Consider the following 22297-nt stretch of genomic DNA (forward strand, 5'->3'; position numbering starts at 1 on the left):
CCGGAAGTTTTCTAGGGCACACTCACAATTGCCCTTCAGAAAACAGGCAATCATTGGGGCGAGGTCACAGCTAGCTTTGATCTTCTCATGAATCGCTTAAAGGAAGCTTAACACCCCGCTTTGGAAGTTGGAAGCTAAGCCCATGTGACCATCTAGACAGTCACAGTTAACAATGCCTCTTCTCTCCTGAATGTTTCCTTATCAAAACAATACCGTTGGTGCAGCTTAACACCTTAAAAAATATCCATTTATCTGAAAAGTACTGCTGCTTTTCTCCATCACAGATATACCCCTTCTTGGGGTCAAGTTTGGATGTGCCACCGTTCGACCCAATCCCCTTTAGCAAACTTGCCCAAACTGTTAGCAATTACGATCCCCTTCATCCCGTCCAGCATCGGATTTCACGAACCGACTGCACTCGACGTACCTTGGACTATGGCTACCAACCGGGGGATAGAACGATCATCCCTGACATTCTTGGAAAATCCCGTGACCCCATTCACACTGAAGGTAGGAACACATGGGTCGTCATAGCAACACTCCGACGCGGAACAGATCGTCGAAGGGCGGCAAGAAGCTCAACTCCAACGCCATCATTGCGCTAGTCCTTATCCTGTGTGGCCTCGGAGTCTTGTTGTATCCCGTGGTGGCGACGCAGTGGAACAACATTCAGCAAGCCCGAGCCGCGGACGAATACTCCAAGCTGGAGCAATCAGTTCCACCCGAGGTGCTGAACAAAGCATGGGAAGAGGCACACCAATATAACGCTGAGCTTCGTGAGATCAACCCCGCCGATGCCTGGACCACCAGCGACGACGAAAATTCTCCCGCGTACCAGCGTTACCGCCAATACCTGAATGTGCTTTCGGAAACAGAGGCCATGGGGCGCGTCGTCATCCCCTCCATCAACTCTGACCTCCCGCTTTATCACGGCACCTCAGAAAAGGCCCTTTCCCGCGGCGTCGGTCACCTATACGGCACAGACTTTCCAGTCGGCGGGATCGGCGATGGCGAAGGTCGCCATGCGGCGCTGTCTGCTCACACAGGCATCCAGAATGCCACCTTGTGGGACAACCTCACCAAGGTAAAGAAAGGCGACGCCTTCTACATCGCTGTCGCTGGCAAGAAACTTAAATACCTTGTGCATGACATCCAAGTGGTCGAACCGTCCGACACTTCCATCCTGCACCGCGAACCCAGTCAGGATCTGATCACCCTCATCACGTGCACCCCGTATGCCATCAACACCCACCGACTCCTCGTCACAGGACACCAAGTGCCGATGGACCCTGCCGATGAAGCCGTCTTTGAATCCAGCGGACTGCGCTGGCAGTGGTGGATGTGGGCCATCATCGGCGCCGCCGCCGTCATCCTCATCCTGCTCGCGCTGTGGCTGCGAAAGGTTTTCGGGAAGACGGAATCCGACGACGCGGACTCATAGCTACATTTTTGAGTTCTTCCCTGCCACGAACCAAAGAATCGGCCCGAGCAGCGGGAAAGCGAAACACGCCAACGCCCACAGCGCCTTGCCGCCGCTGGCGTAGTTTTCGCTACGCACGATGCTGAGCAGGGCCACAACAAAAAGAACAATCTGGGCTATGACCAATAGGGTAATTGCTACGAGCCCGAAGCCACCGACAAGGGTAGTAAAACTGCTGGTATCTGCCGAACTGCTCATTTTCCATCACTCCCTAAACAAATCGACTCGAGACTTCATGGGGTCGAGGCTACAACCAATGGCGTCGTCAAGCAGTGGCAGCAAAAATCACCCCAAAATCGTGACGCGACGCCCATTATGCGGTATGGTGTGTTCCATGCAGCGAGCATTCCTCCTTCTTTGCCGCGGCGGGATTTAGGCCAACGAGAGGCCGGCACCCGTCGCGGAGTTCGCGTTGCCGGCCCAACCACCTAAACCCCAAGAGGAATCACACCATGTCTTTCATCTCCGCCCCCGCTCAGCTGACCAAACCACACGGCGACATCCCTGCCGACCAGCCGCACTGGAACAAGCAGCGCAACTCCGCCATGCCCAGCGACCGCTACCAGCCCTACGATGTGGAAGTGCAGGACTTTGACCTGCCGGACCGCACCTGGCCCTCCAAACGCATCACCAAGGCGCCACAGTGGTGCTCCGTAGACCTGCGCGACGGCAACCAAGCCCTCATCGACCCAATGAGCCCAGAACGCAAACGCCGCATGTTCAACCTGCTGGTGGAAATGGGCTACAAAGAAATTGAGGTGGGTTTCCCCTCCGCCTCCCAAACTGACTTCGACTTCGTGCGCGAGATCATCGAAAAGGACATGATCCCCGACGACGTCACCATCCAAGTCCTGGTCCAGGCGCGCGAACACCTGATCCGTCGTACCTTCGAAGCCTGCGCCGGCGCGAAAAACGTCATCGTCCACTTCTACAACTCCACCTCCATCCTGCAGCGCAAGGTCGTGTTCCGGAAGGACAAAGAGGCGATCAAGAAGCTAGCTACCGACGCCGCTGAGCTGATCCTTTCCATCGCGAAGGACTACCCAGACACCAACTGGCGCTGGGAATACTCCCCCGAGTCCTACACCGGCACCGAAGTCGAATACGCCCTGGAAGTTTGCAACGCAGTCACCGCCGTCATTCAACCGACGCCGGAAAACCCACTGATCATCAACCTGCCATCCACCGTGGAAATGATCACCCCCAACGTGTACGCCGACTCCATCGAATGGATGTCCCGCCACCTCGACCGCCGCGACTCCATCATCCTGTCCCTGCACCCACACAATGACCGTGGCACCGGCGTCGCCACCGCAGAACTGGGATACCTGGCCGGCGCAGACCGCATAGAAGGTTGCCTGTTCGGCAACGGCGAGCGCACCGGCAACGTCTGCCTGGTCACCCTCGGCCTGAACATGCTGACCCAAGGCGTCGACCCACAAATCGACTTCTCCGACATCGATCTCATCCGCCGCACCGTCGAATACTGCAACCAGCTGCGCGTCCCAGAACGCCACCCATACGGCGGCGACCTCGTCTTCACCGCCTTCTCCGGATCCCACCAGGATGCCGTCAACAAGGGCCTCGACGCGCTGCGCGCCTCCGGCTCCACCATGTGGGAAGTCCCCTACCTGCCGATCGACCCGAAAGACGTCGGCCGCTCCTACGAAGCCGTCATCCGCGTAAACTCCCAATCCGGCAAGGGCGGCGTAGCCTACATCATGAAAACCGACCACGGCCTGGACCTGCCACGCGCCATGCAGCCAGAATTCTCCTCCGTCGTCCAAGCCATCACCGACGCCGAAGGCGGCGAAGTCAGCTCCAAAGCAATGTGGGACATCTTCGCCACCGAATACCTGGACCGCGCTGACATCCTCACCCTGGAAGCCGTCCACATCACCGACACCGGCGTAACCGCCACCGTCACTTTCAAGGGCGCAATGAAGGAGATTTCCGGCACTGGCAACGGCCCAGTCGCGGCGTTCGCCCAAGCACTGGAATCCCTTGGAATCGACGTCGAGGTGCAGGAATACTCCCAGCACGCCCGCACCGCAGGCGACGACGCCGAAGCCGCCGCCTACGTCTACGCCACCGTCGGCGACACCGCAGCATGGGGCGTCGGCGTAGACTCCAACATCACCGAAGCCTCACTGAAGGCGATTGTTTCTGCAGTGAACCGAAGCTAGAGACAGCGGCGTGCTGGATTTGGTAATGCAAAACGACTTTTTCCGCTGTTAAACGTTACTTTGCATTACCAAATCCGGCATCGGTTTCTCTATCTCCAGACCAACGCAGCCCCCTCATACCCGGTGGCCACGGTGCTGATGATCGCTACGATGACTAGCAGCACTTGAATGATCATGTGCATGCGGCCGGTTTTAATGGCTAGAAAGTGCTGTAGCAGGAATAGGCCCAGAAGCGCGCCAGCCGAAATGATGACGCCCTTGGCGTAGAGGGCATGATCGGCGTAAATGCCAGGGTTTTCTTCGCTTGCCCCCTTGAGCACCATGAGGGCTTCGCCTGTGCTGTTCGTGACTGCAGTGGAAACTACTGCCAGGGCGGCAAGCCCAGTGGTCAGCCATTTATTCTTCAGGTACCAGGTGGGGCGCACCGCAGCGAGGATCGCTAGCAGCGCTATAACAGGGACAGCAACAATAGTGAGGTGCACAATCAGTGGATGACGATATCTCTACTTCCCCGTCTTGCCTGGCAAGTTCAAAGGTAAGTCATGGGAGCATCATCGTGTTGTGCAGAGATACCGTAAGTAAAACTCTGCATTTTGCCCCTGAGAAGGCCCCAAAATCTGACCAAAATGCAGAATTTTACTTACACCATCTGAAAGCACCTCTGGGCTAAGCTATTTTCGATGACTAACAAACCAGCACAGACTCCGCAGGAGCGAGAGGCAGCGCGGCGGGAGCGCCGTGAAGCGCGGGAGCGCGCCATCGCCGCTGCCCCGTTCGCGGTGGTGCACGCCGAAACCACGGGCATTCATCCCTCGACAGCCCGCATGGTGTCGCTCACGATCCTGACGCTGTCCCCCGAGGGCGAGGTCGTGGACGATTTCTTCGCCATTTTCAATCCCGGCACTGATACCGGCCCGCGTCATCTGCACGGCATCAGCGATGAGGAGTTTGTCCAGGCCCGCACGTTCGAGCGGTCAGTGCGACAGGTGAACGCACTCCTCGACGGCCGTACCCTCATCATGCATAACATGCCCCGCACCTGGGGCTTTGTGCTGGGCGAATCGAAGTCTGCGCTTCGGACGCTGCAGCGCCGTAGCCGTAACCGCAATCGGGGTCGGCGCGGACGGCGCCGTGTTGGTCGGCCGCCACGTCCGGTGGCATTGATCGATACGCTCGCTACGGCTCGCCGGATGGGCCTGCCGCTGGAGGATACGCGCGTCCGCGCGGTGGCTCGGGAGCTTGGTATCGCTGCACCCAGCCCCGTCGCTTCCAAGGAAAGAGCTCTGCTTCCTGCGGAAACGGTGTCGCGGGAGACTGCATCGTTGGTGCGCGCTATTTATTTGGCGCAGGATCCTAATGTGCTGGCTACGTACGATCCCACCTCGCTAAAAGCTGATCGTTTCGGGTTGCAGCGTTCCATTGTGCGGGTGGATGCCATGGATGCCACCGTGGAAGTCGAAAACCCTGGTGTTTTTGTGCCGGGGAATTCGTTGCAGCCAGGGATGGAGTTTGTGGTGAGCCCCGATGTGGAGCTGGACCCGGACCTGATCATTTCCAGTGGTGTGGATGTGGGGTTGAAGTACAGCGAGAAGGTGTCCCGTCAGACGAGTGTGCTGGTGTGCAACCGTACCTCGGAGCTGCGGGGTAAGGCGATGCATGCGGATCGGAAAGGAATTCCGCTGGTGTCGGACGAAGAGTTCTTGGAGCTGTGCCGGGCGGTATAGAATCTGGGGTCATGAAACTTCGCACGTACCTTGCGACGGCCGCCGCCAACGCCGCCACCAAAGCATCACAGCTTTCCGGTCGGGGCGCCGGGGGCATGATCGGTGGGTTGATCGCCAATGCCATCGACCCGACCATCATGGAACAGTTGGGCGCTGGCCGACCGGTGGCACTGGTCACCGGCACGAATGGTAAGTCCACCACCACCCGGATGTTGGTCGGTGCGCTGCGCAGCAAATACCAGGTTGCCACCAATGATGGGGGCGACAACATGGACGCTGGGATCATCTCTGCCTTGCTGAAGGGTAAAGAGGCCTCACACATTGTCCTCGAGTGCGACGAATTGCATGTACCGGCCGTCGCTAAGCGGCTGCGTCCGAGCGTGCTGGTGCTGCTGAATCTGACGCGCGACCAGCTTGACCGCGTCGGCGAGATCAACAAGATTGAGCGCACCCTGCGCGCGGCCGTGGCGGAAAATCCGCAGATGACTGTGATCGCGAACTGCGACGACGTCCACGTCACCTCCGTCGCCTTCGACGCCCCCAACGTGGTGTGGGTCGCCGCTGGGGCGGGCTGGACCGGCGACTCCGTGAGTTGCCCTCGCACCGGCGGGCACGTCGTCCGCGACGGCGACGATTGGTACGCCGTCAAGCCACTTCCCGACGGCCGGGAGTTCCGACGCCCCACCCCCACCTGGGAAATCTCCGACGCCGGCATCACCACTGGCGGCGAGACCACGCCCCTGGACCTGCAGCTCCCCGGCCGTGCAAATCGAGGCAACGCCACCCAAGCTATCGCCGCCGCGTCCTGCTTCGACATCCCGCTTGCCGACGCCATCGCCGCCACCGAAGCCGTGGACAACGTCGCCGGACGCTACTCCACCATCACCTTCAAAGGCCGTGACGTGCATATGATCCTGGCGAAAAACCCGGCCGGCTGGCAAGAGGCCCTCTCCATGCTCGACCGCACCGCCGACGGCCTGGTCATCGCTGTGAACGGCCAAGTCGCCGACGGCGAAGACCTCTCCTGGCTCTGGGATGTGTCCTTCGAAGACGTCCACGACTGCTTCGTCCACGCCGCCGGCGAACGCGGCACCGACCTGGCGGTGCGCCTCACCTATGCATCTATTGAGCACTCGCTCAATGCCAACCCTGTGGACGCTATCCGCGCCTGCCCATCCGGCCGCGTAGAAGTCCTGGCAAACTACACCGCGTTCCGCGACCTGAAGAAGGCACTGTCATGATCACCATCGGACTCATCCTCCCCGACGTCCTCGGCACCTACGGCGACGACGGCAACGCCCTCGTCCTGCGCCAACGCGCCCGCATGCGTGGCATCGACGCCTCAATTCAACGCATCCTGCTGGGCCAACCCGTGCCCTCTGACTTGGATGTTTACTGCCTCGGTGGTGGCGAGGACACCGCCCAAATCCTCGCCGCGGAACACCTCATCAATGACGGTGGCCTCACCCGCGCCGCCAATAACGGCCGCCCCATCCTCGCGATCTGCGCCGGCTTCCAGGTCCTGGGAACCTCGTTCCGCGCCTCCGGCCGGGAGGTAGCTGGGGTCGGGCTTATCGACGCCACCACCACCTCCCTGGACAAGCGCGCCATCGGTGAAGTCGTTTCCACACCTCAGCTTCCCGGGCTGACTCAGCCACTCACCGGCTTCGAAAACCACATGGGCGCCACCAGCCTTGGGTCTGCCGCTTTGCCACTTGGCCGCGTTACCCGCGGAGTGGGAAACTCAGACTCTTCCGTTGAGGGCGCCATCCAAGGCTCCATCATCGCCACCTACATGCACGGCCCCGTCCTCGCGCGCAACCCAGAGCTAGCAGACCACCTACTAGCCAAGGCGATGAATGTACCAGTTGAGTCACTGGAGCCATTGGATTTGCCCGAGGTCACGCAGCTGCGGGCAGAGCGGTTGAAGTAGGGGGCATGGGGAACACGATAGGGATTCGTGTTTCGGTTCAAATCCCTATCCAGTCTCCATCAAAGCTTCAGTCGTCCCGACAATGCCCTTGACAGGGTGAGCTCGTCCACGAACTCCAAGTCGCCACCCAATGGCATGCCAGAGGCTAGGCGGGAAATAGTGAGATCAGGGAAATCACGGAGGAGCCGCGCCAGGTAGGAGGCCGTTGCTTCACCCTCGGTGTTGGGGTCGGTGGCCAGGATAACTTCGGTGATATCCGGGGCCTGAGGGGCAACATCGGGGAGGACCCCAGCGATGCGTTGCAGCAGCTCAGTAATGTGCAGGTCCTTGGGACCAATGTTGGCCAACGGGTCAAGCGCCCCGCCCAGCACGTGGTAGCGCCCCTTGTATTCGCCGGTGCGCTCGATGACCTGGATGTCTTTGGGCTCCTCAACTACACAAATGAGAGAGGTATCGCGCCCACTATCAGCGCAAATGCGACAGACTTCATCGCGGGAAATATTGCAACAAATCCGGCAGAAAGTTACGCCCTCGCGGACAGCGTCCAAAGCTGACTGAAGGCGCTCAATATCAGTGGCCTCCACCTGCAGCAGGTGGAAAGCGATGCGCTGCGCCGATTTGGGCCCAACCCCTGGGAGCCTAGAGAGCTCGTCAATAAGATCCTGGAGTGGGCCTTCAAACACGTAGCGCAGCCTTTAACTTAAGTAGACGAAGGGATGGTCGTCGATAAGCTTAGCCGAACAGGCTGCCCATATCCGGCATACCCTGGGACAGCGGGCCCATCTTTTCCTTCGCCAGCTGGCCGATCTGGTTGTGCGCATCCTGGAACGCGCCAAGAACCAGGTCCTGGAGGGTGTCAACATCCTCAGGATCGACAACCTTGGGGTCAATCTCCACAGCAGTAACCTCGCCGGACCCCAGCAAGGTGATCTTCACCAGACCATTACCAGCCTCGCCGACCACGGAAGAAGCAATGAGTTCACTCTGGGCCTGCTGCAGCTTAGCCTGCATTTGCTGAGCCTGGGCAATGATCTGGGACATATCTGGTTGGGACATGATTTACCTTTCGTTGCTGTCTTGAATCTTTACCAGTGTAACTATTCCTATCCTCAGGCGCTGTGTTGTGGCTTGGGTTCCTTGCAATCCCCGGGAAGTGAAACTCGGATCTCGGAACAAAAACACATAAATAGCAAGATTGCAGCCTAAAATGTCCCCGAGATCCGGGAAACGCTTCCCGGGTTTCTCACCCACAAGCCGCTACAAAGGCTTAGCCCCAAGCTCCGCCGAAAGCATCTCCATGGCAATGGTCTTGGCATCGCGATGATCATAGTTAGCAGGCCCCTTCGCTGCCTCGATCATCTCTTCTTCCTCAGTTTGCACTGGTGGTGGGGCCCATGACTCTTCCTCCGGCGCTGGTTCGTCCTCAGGCTCCGGTGGCAGTGGCACCCCTCCCGAGAAGCTGTGCTTCATCGCTTCTCGGCCTCGGGCTACCCGCTCCTGCCACTTACTCTTCGGCGCAGCTGGAGCAGGCTCAGGCTTCGGTGCAGCCGGTGCTGGGGCTGGTTCTGGGGTACCACCTAAGGGTGCAGGTTTTCCCCACCCACTAGTAGGGGCGGGTTCGGGTTCCGGCTCCGGCTCTGGCTCTTCGGCGGGTTGCGGTTTTTCGGGTCTCCAGGTCGCCCTCTCGGGTGCCGGCTTTTGTGGCACTGTCCCTACAGTGACGCGGACCTTCACATCCAATCCGGTTACAGATTTTACCGCTTTGACCAGGGAGGAGTTGTTGGCCGGAGCATTGAGCCGAGATGCGAGGGCACCTGTGTTGTGGCCGACAAGCAACTCGCCATCATCAAGCGAGATGACTTTGGCTTCGGTCAGCATGATTTCAGCGATCTGGTTCTTCTCCCCCACTGCTTTGCGGATTTGCAACCACTTGTCACGCACCACAGCCGCTGGATCGGCCACAGGACCAGGAGCAGGCGCAGGAGCCACAGGAGCAGGACCAGGAGCCACAGGAGCAGGCGCAGGTTCCTTAACAGGATCCTCAGCTGCAGGAGCGGGAGCCAGCGCTGGCTTAGCAGCATCGGCCTGTGCTTTTTTCGCTTCACGCTGCGCACGCCAGCGAGCAGGGCCTGAAACAGCAGGGCCTGAAACAGCAGGGCCTGAAACAGCAGGGTCTGAAAGAGCAGGACCAGAACCACCAGCAGGGGGCGCAGCAGCAGACGTAGAACCTGCACCAGCACTTGCCCCTAGTAGCATCCGAGCGCACATGATTTCTAGCAGGAGGCGGGGCGAAGTGGCGCCGCGAAGGTCGTCGAGGTGTTCGTTTACTAGTGCGGCGAGGGATGAGAGCCTGTGGGCGTCGAAAAGCTGCGCCTGTTGGGTGAGGATGGGTTGGTGGTCGGCGGGGGCGTCGACGAGGCCGAGGTTGATGGCGTCGGGGACGGCTTGGAGCACCATGAGGTCGCGGAGCCTATCGAGGAGGTCGTGGGCGAAGCGGCGGGGGTCGTGGCCGGCGTTGATCACATCATCCACGCAGGTGAAGAGAGCCGCCTGATCGCCAGAAGCGGTGGCCATGACCGCGGAATCGATCAGCGAGGAGTCAGTGACCCCGAGCAGTGGCACGGCCATGTCGTAGGTGAGTCCTTCCGGCCCGGATCCGGCGATGAGCTGGTCCAGAATGGACAGCGAGTCACGGGGGCTACCGCCACCAGCGCGGATGACGAGCGGGAACACGGCGTCATCGACCTTCACACCTTCCGCGTCGCAGGTGCGCTGCAGCAGGCCACGCATGTCCGGCGGGGTGAGCAGCCGGAACGGGTAGTGATGCACGCGGGATCGGATAGTGCCGATCATCTTGTCCGGCTCGGTGGTGGCGAAGATGAAGATCAGGTGCTCTGGGGGTTCTTCCACAATTTTCAGCAACGCGTTGAAGCCGGCGTTGGTGATCATGTGGGCTTCGTCGATGATGAAGACGCGGTAGCGGGATTCGGCCGGCGCGTAGTAGGCGCGGTCGCGCAGCTCACGGATCTCATCTACACCGTTGTGCGATGCCGCATCCAGCTCGGTGACGTCGAGATTTCCTGGCCCGCCGGGGGCCAAGGACACACACGAGGGGCATACGCCACAGGGGGTACTGGTCGGCCCTTGTACGCAGTTGAGGGACCTGGCGAGGATCCTCGCCGAGGAGGTTTTACCGCAGCCACGCGGCCCCGAAAACAGGTACGCGTGATTAATGCGTCCGCTGTCCAACGCTGCAGACAGCGGGCGGGTCACCTGTTCCTGCCCTACCACTTCTTGGAAGCTAGCCGGACGATACTTGCGATAAAGAGCCACGCTCTTAGACTACCGGCTCAGGCACCCCGCCGAAGATCGAGGACAGCAATTCCCTGCTCCACCAATGCTTTTTGCAGCTCGGCAAGACCATAGGTCTGCAAATAGGCCAATTCGTCATTGGTGAGGGGCAGGATTTGCAGCATGAGCGTCGTTAAGCCTGCGTCCTTAAAGTGCGGCACGTCGCCGCCCCACGGAAACGGCACGACCAGCAGCGCGTGCGGCGCGCTCAGCGTCAGGCCCAGCGCCTTACCGACGCCCGGTGCCACCTCACCCGGCTGCGGAACAATATTCGTATCCCGCAGCATCGAGGCCGTACCACTGACCAGCTCCTTCAGCTCCCACGGATCGTTGGCCACCGCGAACAGCTCAACGCGAATGTCCTGCCCATCAGCGACCAGGCCAGTATCCACATCATGGAAATCCAAGGTAGAGGCCATGAACTGCCCGTCGGTGGCGAAGCTGGCAACATGAAAATCGCCAACCTGCTCGATGCTCACCTCCCCAGGGAAGAGCCCATCAATCCAGACCGCAGCTTCCTGGAGATTCACTTCTCCAGCGCCGCCAACAGCACGCACGTAGCGACGCCGTCCATCGCCAACTCCAACTCCTCCACCGGAGGCAGGGACGGCGCGAGGCGAATGTTCTTATCCTCCGGATCCTGCTTGTGCGGGAAGGTGGAGCCCGCGGCAGTCAGGATGATGCCCGCATCCTTAGCCAGCTCAATCACCCGCTGCGCAGTACCTGGCACCACATCCATCGAAATGAAGTAGCCGCCGGTAGGCTTCGTCCACTCAGCCACACCGTACTTGCCCAGGCGCTCTTCCAGAATGTCCAGGACCTTCGTAAATTTCGGTGCCAACGACGCCGCATGCTTGCGCATGATCGCCCTGACTCCCTCGGCATCGCCGAAGAACTGGGCGTGCGCCAACTGATTAATCTTGTTCGGGCCAATGCCACGCACAAACGCGTGCTTGTTGTACCAGGTCAGGTTTTCGTCGCTGGAATTAAAGAACGCGACACCAGCGCCAGCCTGGGTGATCTTACTGGTAGAAGACATCGCCCAGAACCGGTTGCCGCCCTTGGACACAACGTCCACGATCGGTGGGAACTCATCGGTGAGTGTGTGCACCGCGTACGCGTTATCCCACACAATGCGGAAGTCAGGCGCAGCGGTCTCCATGGTAGCGAGGCGGTCGATCGTCTCCTCATCCACAGTGATGCCAGTCGGGTTACCGAACATCGGCACCACCCACATCCCCTTAACCAGCGGGTCCTTCACCAACTCCGCCACCTGATCCATGTCCGGACCGGTAGGGGTCATCGGGACGGTGATCGTCTCAAAGCCGAAATGCTCAGTAATGGTGAAATGACGGTCATAGCCCGGAACCGGGCAGATCCACTTGACCTTCTCCTCGTCCTTCCACGGCCGCTCGGAATCATTCGTACCCCAAATGTAAGCCCAGCTGATCAGGTCAAACATGATGTTCAAGGACGAAGAATCCGCGGCAATAAGGTTGTTCGGATCAACCCCGAGAACCTCAGCCCAGATCTCCCGGATGCTCTCCAAACCAACAAGGTTGCCGTAATTGCGACAATCCGTGCCGTCCTTATCGAAGTAATCCTCACCAGGCAAGCTCAACAAACCCGTGCAAATATCCAACTGCTCCGACGAAGGCTTACCACGCGTCAAATTCAGCGCAAGATTACGAGACTTCAGCTGATCATACTCAGCCTGGATCTCAGATTTCAGCTCAGCCAACTGCTCAGCAGTCAAGTCAGTCAATGCCACGTCGTTGCCTTCCAAATCAAAGAGGATGCAGTACCGCACTCCACTCTAGACTGTTACGCAAGACACGAAAAAAGGACAATCCGCAGATTGCCCCTGAAAGAAAAATAATAGGGGACCCCGCGCACCCGACAGAGCTCGCTGACCCTTGCTGCATTCCTGCCCTGGGGGAGTTCACAAGATAATCGCCACACGGGATCCTGCGTTAAACCATAACCCCAAACAAGTTTCCAAGCCAAACCGAGTCCTTCTACCAGGCGTTTTGTTTCTTTACGCAAGTTTTAGTACAGTTTTTCTTCGTAGCAAACACCAGTTGTTTGTCACGCTGGAGGATTCGACTAGCGGCCTATGTCACACGCCTGGAACGCGTGCGGGGTTAACGCCCCTCAAGGGTTCAAATCCCTTATCCTCCGCAGCAAGTAGAACCCCTGTTCATTCGTGGACAGGGGTTTTCGCGTTCCCAGTTTGCGGGGATTCTGCGGGTGCGCTTTGACCCCGACATTACCCTCCCGAAGTTCGGGCTCGTCGCAGCGATTTTAGGGCAACCTCGGGGGCGTAATGTCGGGGGCGTCGTTCTGGCCAGCCCCCAGCCCCCAACCCCTGCCCACAACCCCAACCCCAGAAACTCGAGTCTTGTTTTTCGAGTCTCGGTGAATAAAAACCCAGTTTCCCCGAAAATCACCCCAGACTACTCCGAGTCTCGAATTCCATGTCTCGCATTTTCCGACGAAACCGGCAAAACCGGCAGGACTAAGCCCCGCGCTACGCTGGCCTCATGCATGATGAATCTTCGCTGCGTCTGATTCCAACGTCGGAAGCGGATCGTACCTATATCGCTAGGCTTAATTTCCTGACGGATACGTTTGGGGATGAGCACGGCACACTCGCCGATGATTTCGACACCGAATCTGATTACTACGTCCGTGATTGGAACTCTACGAATGGTGGTTTCATTGCCTGGCGGGGCTGGGTTCCTGCTGGCGGGGTGTGGCTTTTGTGGGGGACAGACGAGCGCCATGGGTTTGGGCATGTCGCGGAAGGTATACCGGAGCTTGCGTTGGCTGTGGAGGGTCGGTACACCGGAGCTTGCGTTGGCTGTGGAGGGTCGGTACACCGGCCAGGGGATTGGCACCGCACTGCTGGATCGAGCTGCTGAGTTGGTGCGGGAGCTGGGCGGCCCGGCGGTGTCGTTGTCGGTTCACCCGGATAATGCGCGGGCGCATCGGCTTTATGCGTATCGCGGGTTTGAACCGACTGGCATTATTCGTGAAGGGCACCCAGTGCTGATGAAGCGTTGGTAGGCCTGGATTTGGTCGGTGAGCTGGGAAGGCCTTAACCCATAGGGAGTAGCGGGGATCTCGAGGGCATGTCGTTTAGCGATCTCACCCCTCATTTCCCCATCCAACTCAGCAAGGTGCACTGTGGCACCGGGTAGCAACTCTATGCGGGTGCAAAGTTGTGTCGGGAGAGGCTCTATCCTTGCAACGCTCCGCCACGGCACGAGTACGCCACGCACATGAATCCCCTGTTCAGTCATTCGAATATGTAGTGCTTTCTGTTCCCGAAAGCCGCTGGCCCAGATGAGGAGGATGATTAAGCCGTCGACAAGCAGCAGCGCAAGTCCCACGGCGATCGGGGAGCGCAGCCGCCAGGTAGCGAGTACGACGCCGGTGAGCATCATCAGGGTGAAGGTAATTCGAACAGCAATGTCGGGGAACATAGCCCGAATTGTTAATTCGTTCATGGCATGGGCTCGAATCGGTGGGCACCTGGCAAAACGGGAGATTCTCGATTTGATACCCAGCGCAGGAAGGCGACCAGGGTTTTCGAACGAAAATTAAGCATGTGGGTGTCGAGGATGACAACGCGGGAGGCATTCACGGTGTCGGCAAGCTTGGCTCCGGACGTAGAGCCGTCGTCACTCACGACTCGTGGAGCTTGAGCTTCGGAAACGAACGTGAGCTCTACATGTTTCTCAAATTGGCGAGAACCAGCGTAGTAACTCTCGATGGCTACGATCGACCACCAAGGAACCTGCAGGCCAGCCATCTGCAGGCCATCCTTCGTAACGCGCAGCTCAAACGCGCGATTAAACGGCCTTAGCAGGAGAACTACGCACCCTATCAGTCCGAATATGCCGAATGGGATCAGCAGGAATGCCGCGAGGAGCGCGCCGATCGGGTTATCAACTTGCAAAGAGCCAGCGAAGTGCTTCTGAATGAGGACGCTGCCCGCATAGAGACAGAAACACCCCATCCCGAAAGCCATCAATGTGAAGAGAGCATTGCGGGTACCGAGTTTCAGGGTCACTTCCCCGCGGTCGAGGTAACGTTGTTGCAGATTGGACAAAGTGTTCATGGGTAATCCTTTCGACACAGTTAAGATGCCGCGGAGCCCCGAAATGTTCCTTAACTGTAATAGCGCCCCATGAATTCTTCCTTGAATTCCCAATAATCGCCGCTGGCCATGGTCTCGCGAATCTGATCGACCAGTCGGATCATGAAGAACAGATTGTGCATGGTGCACAGGGTGCCCGCGAGGTATTCCTTGGCTTTGAGCAGGTGGTGGATGTAGGCGCGCGTGTAGTTTTCGCTGACGTAGCCGCCGAGTTCCTCATCAATCGCATTGAAGTCCCGCTTGAACCGCGCGTTCGTCAGCGTCATGCGGCCGTCCAGCGTGTACACGCCACCGCGCCGGCCCAGACGGGTAGGCGCGACGCAGTCAAAGGTGTCGGCGCCGGCTTCGACGGCGGTGAAAATGTCGTCCGGCTCGCTGATGCCAAGCAGATGCTTTGGCTTATCGACGGGCAGTTCATCATTCACCCATCCCACAATGGTGCCGAGGTTTTCCTTCTCCAACGCGCCACCGATACCGAAGCCACCGAACCCCCGTTTGCCCTGGCCTTCCGCTTCGTTGCTGAGCTCCACCAAGCCACGGGCGGCCTTCCTGCGCAAGTCTTCATACTGGGCTCCTTGCACCACGCCCCACAGAGACTGCAGTGGTTTGCCCACGCGTTCCTCGGTGAGGCGGTTGTGTTCATCCAGGCACCGCTTCGCCCACCGATGTGTCCTTTCCACCGATTGCTCCTGGTACGTCTTGGTATCCACCAGCGTGGTCAGCTCATCAAATGCGAACATAATGTCCGCCCCTAGTTGATGCTGAATCTGCATGCTCACTTCGGGCGTGAAACGGTGCTTCGAGCCGTCGATAATGCTGCGGAAATCCACCCCGTCCTCATCGACGTGCGCCATGCGGTCCTTGCTGCGCGCCTTCACGTCCTTCGGGTCCACGTTCGCGTCCATGGCCAGCACCTTCTTGAAGCCCACCCCCAGGCTCATCACCTGGAAGCCGCCGGAATCGGTGTAGGTGGGCCCATGCCAATTCTCGAATGCCGAGACTCCCCCAGCCTCGTCCACGATGTCCGGCCCCGGCTGCAGGTACAGGTGGTAGGCGTTGCTCAGGATGGCCTGGGCGCCCGTCTCCCGGATTTGCTCCGGAGTGAGGGTTTTCACCGTCGCCTTCGTCGCCACCGGAATGAACGCCGGGGTCTGGATATCACCATGCGGGGTGTGGATCACGCCCGTACGCCCGTGCTTCGTATTATCCAGCGTGGTCTTCAGCTCGAAGGAGGTGTCAGTCATGAAGTCAAGTGTAATGGGTGCGTGGCGTTAAAAAGTCCCTGCCTCCGTATGAAGGACGGGAAGCCATCCTCATGCCGGCCTTGTCCTAAACCCCAACAACAAGAGAGCCGAGACAAAAAGCACCACACCTATTGCCATGAAAACTTTAATTTCGAACAAGGATAAAAGGAGAGACAGCCCACTTGGCAAAACTAGACCTATTATCGTTTGAATAAATCCATCCGTTGCCTCGTAAAGCCTCGTATCATCTTGGCTCCGAATGCTGTAGGAATATTCCCACTGGACCGTAATCGCTATCACATTACACAGGGCGAGCAGGGCCACAGCAAGTATGGACACAAAAATAGCTGCTGCAAATTCGCGTGATAGGGAACAATACAATACCGCAAACGCCATTCCAGACAAGAAAAGGCACAATTTAACGGCTTGCAACCGCTTTTGCGAAGCGAAGTTTGTCAAAATATCATTGCGATGAAGTATACCAGCGAAAATAGTCATCGCACCCAATATAAGCGGAAAAGCGCGGCTACCAGCAATGGAATATTCCGCAAAAACCAATGGCAGAAGAAAAGAGAAACTTCCACAGACCGAAGCGATCAAACATAAGACAAACGTGATTAAACCATATCGAGAAAATAGATAGTGAGAGCGAATTTGAGATCCGGAACAACGACCAAATGCCAAGCTTTGCTTTTCACCAGTGCTTTGGTTGTCAATATTAGGCAAGCGAGAAATTATCAGAGCACATAGAATCCTCGCACACACATTAGAAACAATGGAAAATAAATACAAATATCCATTCAATGAAAATATTGCAGAAACCGCAATTATTGATGCCATACCAGTGGCTAAATAGGAGACAAATCTGAGTTTACTCCGAAAATCTGCTGCACCGATTGAACATCCACGTTTCCCAACGAGCACAATGTATTCTGACCGTGCTGGAAGATACAGCGAAATAAAAAAGAACGCTGAAAACATCGAAGACATTAATACAGCTTGATCAGTGCCCCTCAATGCTGGAATGAGCGATGCAGCAAACCCAAGTTGCCCCAACATCATCAGCTTCTTAGAGCTAAATCTTGAAGTAAAAGGGACAAAAAATCGATTTCCACACAACAACCCCAGGGGCCCAGCGATCAAAACCGCAGATATTGCGCGAACCGAAACGCCCCGTTCCGAAACTAATGAATAATTAAAGAGAAGTGGCATCAAACTTCCACCCAAACTACCCATAAAGGTGGAAAGCATTAACACCTTGGTGATCTTTCCGGGCATCAGTTCAGCGGATGTGGCCATTCAATCCTCCCGTTTACGGGCTTGCGGTTTCCCTAAGGAGAAACCTAACCCCGCGAGGCCCGCAGCTCCTCCACCTGCAGGTCCGCGAGGCGTTCGGCCTCGAGGCGGCGCCGCTCCCATTCTTTCTCCAGCGCTGCGCCCTCCACGTCGAGGTGTGGCAGGATCTTGTCGAGCCAGCGTGGCATCCACCAGGTGGCACGTCCCATGAGGAACATCGTGGCTGGTACGAGGCCCATGCGGACGAAGAAGGCGTCGAAAAGCACGCCGGCGCCGAGGGCGAAGCCGAAGATCTTGATGAACGGCAACGGCTGGTCGATGAACGCCACGAACACGGCGATCATGATGAGTGCCGCGGAGGTGACCACGCGGGAACCGAGTGTGTAGCCCTCGATGACGGATTCGTCCACCGCGTTATAGCGCGAACCCGGCGATGAAGAACCGCCGTGGTGGGCGTAGTATTCGCGCATTCGGGACACCAGGAACACCTGGTAGTCCATCGCCAGGCCGAAGGTCACGCCGATGAGGAAGATCGGCATGAAGGAGATCAGTGGTCCCGGAGTTTCCACAAGGCCCCAGAGCCCTTCCTGCCAGAACAGGACAGTGACACCGAAGGCAGCGCCCACGGAGAGCAGGAACCCGAGCCCCGCCACGACGGGCACCATGACCGAACGGAACACCATGAGCAGCAATAAAATTGCCAGGCCCACGACGACGCCTAGGTAGATAGGCATGGCGTCGCTAAGCTTCTGCGTCACGTCCCGCTGAATCGGGGTAAGGCCGGTGATGCCAATCTTGATGCCCGTCGACGCCTCCGCCTCCGCCTGCGAAGCCCGCAGCGAATGCAGCAGTTTGGTAGTCATGGGATCGTTCGGGCCAGCGTACGGCGTGATCACCAGCTGGGCTGCCGTCCCCGACTCCGACAATCCCACTAGCTGAACGTGCTTCACATCAGCGTTTGTATTGAAGCGCTCCACCACGTAGGAAAACGCCGCAGCAGTAGCAGCCTTCTTCGCATCAAAATCGTCCGGGTTCATGTCCCGCTGCGCCCGGATCAGCGGTTGCAGCGCGGGCGCATCCGGGTTCACATCTTCGGCATCCACCACGCCGAGCATGAGGGAGTTTTGTCCATCGCCGAACCCTTCCGTAAGTAGATCCGCAGACTTTCGCTGCGTGCTTGACAGCGACGACGTCGAATCGTTCGGCAACGCCAGCTCAAGTCGCAGCGCTGGGACCGTCAACGCTCCCAGCCCAAGGACCACCACAGTGAGGACCAGCGCAGGAACCTTGTGCACAAACGTCACCCACGCATACCCCTTAGAAAGCCGGGTGCCCCGGCGTGGCTCCTCCCCTGGCTTGCGAGGATTGCCAGCCAGCCACGGAATCTTCACGCCAAAGGCAAACTTGCCTATCACCCCGAGCAGCGCCGGAACCAGCGTGAGCGCCACCAACACCGCAATGAACACCGTGAACGCGGCCGCCAATCCCATGTATGTGAGGAAGGGGATCCGAACGATCGACAGCGCAATCAGCGCAATGATCACCGTCAGACCAGCGAACACCACCGCGGAGCCGGCAGTACCCGTCGCGATGCCGGCGGCATCAGCGCGGGGAACCTTGCGATATTCCGCCCGATACCGAGCCAAAATGAAGAGCGCATAGTCAATGCCCACTGCCAACCCCAGCATCACCGCAAGCACCGGCGTGGTGTTATTCAGCGTGGTGAACCGAGTGGCCAGGATGATTGCCAAGGAGCCGATACCGATACCTGTCACAGCAGTAATCAGTGGCAATCCTGCCGCCACGATCGAACCAAACGTGAAGGTCAACACCACAAAAGCCACGCCCAGGCCTACGGCTTCCGAGGTGGTCTTGATCTCGAGCGGATCGCCAAATCCGGCGCCGCCCCCTTCCACAATCAGACCGGCTTCGCGCCCAATTTCCATCGCCTCGCGGACTACTTGACGATGGTGATTCGTCACGTCCGCAGGGGATTCCACATCAAAGTTAAACGTGGTAAACCCAATCCGACCGTCCTTGGACATGAGGGAGAGGTTCTCGGCGTCGGCACGCGCGGTTTCCTCCGGTATGCCTTGGGCCGTTTCTTGCTCGATAATCCCCTGCTGTATCTTCGGGTTGAGCGTCACCGGGTTGCCGAACCGCATCGTGTCTTTTCGGTCCGGGATGCCCGCTTCAATGTGCTTAATTACATCGTCTATCGCGCTCACGTAACCCGGTTCTGACAACCGATGCCCTTCCGGCGCAGCGAACACAATGTTGACGCCTGCATCGTCGAGCGGGTTTTTCCGGTCGGGAAAATTCTTGATCAACAGCTCAGCCGCGTCTTGGGACGGGGTGCCGGGGATCGCGAACTTATCGTCAAAGCCCTTTTGAAACGTCATCGCCGAACTGCCCACAGCTGCCAGCAGCACGAGCCAGATCGCAATCACCGCCCATTTGCGCTGAAAGGACCACTTTCCGACATGGAACAAGAACTTTGCCATGCCCTCGACTCTATATGTAAAAACGCCCTGGAAAAACTCCAGGGCGTTTTTTGAAAATGGCGGTGGCGGCGGGATTTGAACCCGCGGTTGGGGGTTACCCAACAAACGCTTTCGAGGCGTTCACCTTCGGCCGCTCGGACACGCCACCGCGAACAAGATTAGCTTCCGGTGAACGCAGAAACCAAATCGCCTAGTCCTGCAGAGAACCGAGGACCTTGTTTTTGGCGTCGTCTACGGCGTCCTTGGCCTGTGCCTTTGTCTGATCAGCGCGACCTTCGTCCGTAAGCTGCTCGTTCTCGGTGGCCTTACCGGCAGCTTCCTTTACCTTGCCGACGACCTCTTCCACCTTGTTCTTAATGTCACCCATGTTCTTAACTCCTTAACTTTCGACTACGGGATCCCGAGTGTACCTATGCTTCTGAAAAAATTCACTGAGTAAAGCAGCGCACTCTTCTTCCAGAACCCCGCCCCGCACCTGCATCGGATGCAGGTTACCGGGAGCGCGCAGCACATCTACGAAGGAACCACACGCGCCGGTTTTCGGTTCCCACGCCCCGAAAATCAGCCGGCCAACCCGCGCGCCCAACAATGCCCCGGCGCACATGGTGCACGGCTCTAGGGTCACAACCAAGGTGCAGTCAGTCAGGCGCCACCCATCGCCATGCACCCGTACTGCCTCTCTAATGGCGAGGATTTCCGCGTGGGCAGTCGGATCCAGGTCGGTTTCCCTGCGATTCGTGCCGGTGGCGAGTTCGCGGCCGTGGGCGTCGTAAAGCACTGCACCGACGGGCACGTCAGCCTCCGGGGTGGTGGCGGCGACCTCGAGGGCGCGGCGCATCATGTTTTCAAACTCAGGCAGCATTAATACAGCTCTGCGAGCTCGTCGCCGAAACCCATCTCGTCGGCGATCTGTTGCAGCTGCTCAGAGGCCCAGGCCTCGGTGTCATCAATGATGACTGACACGATCTGTTCGCTTAAGCCCAGGTCCGCGAGCAGGTCGAAGTCCCCTTCGGCGTACGGCTCGCCGTCTTCCGGATCTGCATTAATCAGGTCGAGGGCGGAGGCGGCAAAGTCGTCATCCAGCGCTGCTGTGGCATCGGAGATGAGGAGCTTCACGCCACCCGGGGTGGGGCGCACGATGATGAAGTAGTCGTCCTCCACGCACAGCATGGCGAAGGCTGGCCCCTCGGCCCGGAGGCGACGCACCGCGGTCACGGCGTCGCTCACATCGCGAAAATCGTCATCGTATTCGGCGACTTTCCACACGCCAGCAGCCTGGGTCACGGTGACCGCGAAGCTTGGCTCTTCATTCGTGCTCATAGCTTGTAACCGTAGTCGCACTTTTGCATTTTGTGCCACACTTGGAGGGTGACTATTTCGAAGATTTCTCGACCAGTGTGCATCCTCGGCCTTGGCCTCATCGGTGGCTCGCTCCTGCGCGATCTTTCCGCCCTCGACGTCGAGGTCTTCGGCTTCAACCGTTCCCCTTCCGGCGCCACCGCAGCGCAGGAAGAAGGCTTCGACGTCACCACCGACCTCGTCGCCGTCCTCGAGCGCGCCGCCACCACCGACGCGCTCATCGTGCTCGCCACCCCCATGCCAGCAATAGCCTCGCTTCTCGACGCCATTGCCACCCACGCACCGAACTGCGGTTTCACGGACGTCGTATCCGTCAAAGCAGAGGTGTACTCCCTCGTCTGCGACCGCGGGATGGCAGACCGCTACGTCGGAGGACACCCTATGGCCGGCACCGCGGACTCCGGCTGGCCCGCTTCCATGACTGGACTTTTCAAAGGCGCAGCCTGGGTGGTCACCTTCGACCACGCCTACGACGATCCCACCGACACCTGGATCTCCCTCTGGATCGACGTCGTGCACCTCGCCACCCTCGTCGGCGCGGAGGTCATTCCGTCCCGAGTATCCGCGCACGACCAAGCCGTCGCCCGGATCTCGCACCTCCCGCACATCTTCGCCGAGGCCCTCGCCATCACCGGCGACAACGGCGGCGCACTAGCACTATCGCTCGCAGCAGGCTCGTTCCGCGACTCCACCCGCGTTGCCGGCACCCACCCCTCACTCGTGCAAGCCATGTGCGAAACCAACCGCGACGCCCTCCTCATCGCTCTCGATGAAGCGCTCGAGCTGCTTTCCGACGCCCGTGCCCACCTCGCGTCACCCGAAAACGATCTCAGCCTCCTCATCGACACCGGCTACCGCTCCCGCATCCGCTACGAAGCACGCGCCGCCGGCAGCTCCGGCATCTCCGGCCGCCCCATCCTCCGCCTCCACCCCGGCGCGCCAGGCTGGGTCAGCCAGCTCGAACAAGCCGAGAATCTTGGGGCCCGGATTGATGTGTTCTAGATAAATGGCCCCGGATTTAGCGTACGGATGGGACGTTTTCGGCCTAAATCATC

General features: G+C 58.7%; 21 protein-coding genes, 2 tRNA genes, 1 other RNA gene and 1 pseudogene. 8 read left to right on the forward strand and 17 right to left on the reverse strand.

Translation table 11 applies throughout. The features are described 5' to 3' along the window. The first annotated feature begins 520 nt into the window (after nt 1-520). On the forward strand, nt 521-1441 hold the full coding sequence (locus HW450_RS06360) for a class C sortase (RefSeq protein WP_182387129.1): 921 nt from the start codon (nt 521-523) through the stop codon (nt 1439-1441). Here HW450_RS06360 and HW450_RS06365 read toward each other — a convergent pair whose 3' ends face one another. Next, nucleotides 1442-1678, reverse strand: a complete 237-nt coding sequence (locus HW450_RS06365) for a PLD nuclease N-terminal domain-containing protein (protein ID WP_182387130.1) — start codon at nt 1676-1678, stop codon at nt 1442-1444. It lies immediately after the preceding gene. A 254-nt stretch (nt 1679-1932) separates the two neighbouring features. On the opposite strand from HW450_RS06365, the gene leuA reads away from it, so the two are divergent. Beyond that, entirely contained in the window at nt 1933-3666 is a 1734-nt protein-coding gene (gene leuA / locus HW450_RS06370) for a 2-isopropylmalate synthase (protein WP_182387131.1), read from the forward strand. Nucleotides 3667-3755: 89 nt separating this feature from the next. Here leuA and HW450_RS06375 read toward each other — a convergent pair whose 3' ends face one another. Next, nucleotides 3756-4148, reverse strand: coding sequence for a hypothetical protein (locus HW450_RS06375; RefSeq protein WP_182387132.1), 393 nt, complete (start codon nt 4146-4148; stop codon nt 3756-3758). A gap of 198 nt (nt 4149-4346) precedes the next feature. On the opposite strand from HW450_RS06375, the gene HW450_RS06380 reads away from it, so the two are divergent. Genes HW450_RS06380 through HW450_RS06390 form a run of 3 tightly spaced genes read left to right on the forward strand, consistent with a single transcriptional unit; the run spans nt 4347 to nt 7323 of the window. Beyond that, a complete protein-coding gene (locus tag HW450_RS06380; RefSeq protein ID WP_182387133.1) occupies nt 4347-5390 on the forward strand; it encodes a DNA polymerase III subunit epsilon in 1044 nt (347 codons plus the stop codon). Between the two features lie 11 nt (nt 5391-5401). Next, nucleotides 5402-6631 carry a Mur ligase family protein gene (locus HW450_RS06385; protein WP_182387134.1) on the forward strand — a complete coding sequence of 410 codons (1230 nt, stop codon included), beginning with the start codon at nt 5402-5404 and terminating at the stop codon, nt 6629-6631. Beyond that, entirely contained in the window at nt 6628-7323 is a 696-nt protein-coding gene (locus HW450_RS06390) for a type 1 glutamine amidotransferase (protein ID WP_182387135.1), read from the forward strand. Before HW450_RS06385 ends, HW450_RS06390 begins: the two co-directional genes overlap by 4 nt. Before the next feature lie 59 nt (nt 7324-7382). On the opposite strand, the gene recR is transcribed toward HW450_RS06390, so the two are convergent. The 6 genes from recR to ffs all read right to left on the reverse strand — a co-directional run bounded on the left by recR (nt 7383) and on the right by ffs (nt 12647). Further along, on the reverse strand, nt 7383-8006 hold the full coding sequence (gene recR, locus HW450_RS06395; protein WP_182387136.1) for a recombination mediator RecR: 624 nt from the start codon (nt 8004-8006) through the stop codon (nt 7383-7385). A 49-nt stretch (nt 8007-8055) separates the two neighbouring features. Then, nucleotides 8056-8379, reverse strand: a complete 324-nt coding sequence (locus HW450_RS06400) for a YbaB/EbfC family nucleoid-associated protein (RefSeq protein ID WP_182387137.1) — start codon at nt 8377-8379, stop codon at nt 8056-8058. 201 nt (nt 8380-8580) lie between these two features. After that, entirely contained in the window at nt 8581-10656 is a 2076-nt protein-coding gene (locus HW450_RS06405) for a DNA polymerase III subunit gamma and tau (RefSeq protein ID WP_182387138.1), read from the reverse strand. Nucleotides 10657-10673: 17 nt separating this feature from the next. After that, nucleotides 10674-11231, reverse strand: a complete 558-nt coding sequence (locus HW450_RS06410) for a suppressor of fused domain protein (RefSeq protein ID WP_182387139.1) — start codon at nt 11229-11231, stop codon at nt 10674-10676. After that, on the reverse strand, nt 11201-12445 hold the full coding sequence (locus HW450_RS06415; RefSeq protein WP_182387415.1) for an aminotransferase class I/II-fold pyridoxal phosphate-dependent enzyme: 1245 nt from the start codon (nt 12443-12445) through the stop codon (nt 11201-11203). The genes HW450_RS06410 and HW450_RS06415 overlap by 31 nt, the downstream gene beginning before the upstream one ends. 103 nt (nt 12446-12548) lie before the next feature. Next, an RNA gene (gene ffs / locus HW450_RS06420) (signal recognition particle sRNA small type) lies at nt 12549-12647 on the reverse strand. A gap of 122 nt (nt 12648-12769) precedes the next feature. On the opposite strand from ffs, the gene HW450_RS06425 reads away from it, so the two are divergent. Next, a tRNA-Ser gene (locus HW450_RS06425) sits at nt 12770-12855 on the forward strand. A gap of 362 nt (nt 12856-13217) precedes the next feature. Further along, nucleotides 13218-13743 (forward strand): annotated as a pseudogene (locus HW450_RS06430) (GNAT family N-acetyltransferase). Here the strand turns inward: HW450_RS06430 and HW450_RS06435 are convergent. From HW450_RS06435 to HW450_RS06475, 9 genes are all read right to left on the reverse strand, one after another. Continuing rightward, nucleotides 13671-14162 (reverse strand): hypothetical protein, encoded by a 492-nt coding sequence (locus HW450_RS06435; protein ID WP_182387575.1) that lies wholly within the window; start codon nt 14160-14162, stop codon nt 13671-13673. The pseudogene HW450_RS06430 and the gene HW450_RS06435 overlap by 73 nt on opposite strands. 20 nt (nt 14163-14182) lie before the next feature. Continuing rightward, nucleotides 14183-14800 carry a hypothetical protein gene (locus HW450_RS06440; protein ID WP_182387140.1) on the reverse strand — a complete coding sequence of 206 codons (618 nt, stop codon included), beginning with the start codon at nt 14798-14800 and terminating at the stop codon, nt 14183-14185. Between the two features lie 50 nt (nt 14801-14850). Beyond that, the gene (gene tgt, locus HW450_RS06445) at nt 14851-16083 is read right to left on the reverse strand and encodes a tRNA guanosine(34) transglycosylase Tgt (RefSeq protein ID WP_182387141.1); all 1233 of its coding nucleotides are present in this window, start codon (nt 16081-16083) and stop codon (nt 14851-14853) included. A 69-nt stretch (nt 16084-16152) separates the two neighbouring features. Next, on the reverse strand, nt 16153-17382 hold the full coding sequence (locus tag HW450_RS06450; protein ID WP_182387142.1) for a hypothetical protein: 1230 nt from the start codon (nt 17380-17382) through the stop codon (nt 16153-16155). Between the two features lie 44 nt (nt 17383-17426). Then, a complete protein-coding gene (locus HW450_RS06455) occupies nt 17427-19883 on the reverse strand; it encodes an MMPL family transporter (RefSeq protein WP_182387143.1) in 2457 nt (818 codons plus the stop codon). 57 nt (nt 19884-19940) lie between these two features. Further along, nucleotides 19941-20031, reverse strand: a tRNA-Ser gene (locus HW450_RS06460). 42 nt (nt 20032-20073) lie between these two features. Continuing rightward, nucleotides 20074-20250: a CsbD family protein gene (locus HW450_RS06465; RefSeq protein WP_182387144.1), complete on the reverse strand. Its 177-nt coding sequence runs from the start codon at nt 20248-20250 to the stop codon at nt 20074-20076. A 12-nt stretch (nt 20251-20262) separates the two neighbouring features. Then, nucleotides 20263-20745 carry a tRNA adenosine(34) deaminase TadA gene (gene tadA, locus HW450_RS06470; RefSeq protein WP_232843348.1) on the reverse strand — a complete coding sequence of 161 codons (483 nt, stop codon included), beginning with the start codon at nt 20743-20745 and terminating at the stop codon, nt 20263-20265. Then, on the reverse strand, nt 20745-21203 hold the full coding sequence (locus HW450_RS06475) for a tRNA adenosine deaminase-associated protein (protein ID WP_182387145.1): 459 nt from the start codon (nt 21201-21203) through the stop codon (nt 20745-20747). The genes tadA and HW450_RS06475 overlap by 1 nt, the downstream gene beginning before the upstream one ends. Before the next feature lie 48 nt (nt 21204-21251). Between HW450_RS06475 and HW450_RS06480 the strand changes: the two genes are divergently transcribed. After that, nucleotides 21252-22244 (forward strand): prephenate dehydrogenase, encoded by a 993-nt coding sequence (locus HW450_RS06480; RefSeq protein WP_182387146.1) that lies wholly within the window; start codon nt 21252-21254, stop codon nt 22242-22244. The last annotated feature ends 53 nt before the right edge of the window (nt 22245-22297 follow it).

Origin of the sequence: Corynebacterium hindlerae, from assembly GCF_014117265.1 — a bacterium.
GTDB classification, from domain to species: domain Bacteria; phylum Actinomycetota; class Actinomycetes; order Mycobacteriales; family Mycobacteriaceae; genus Corynebacterium; species Corynebacterium hindlerae.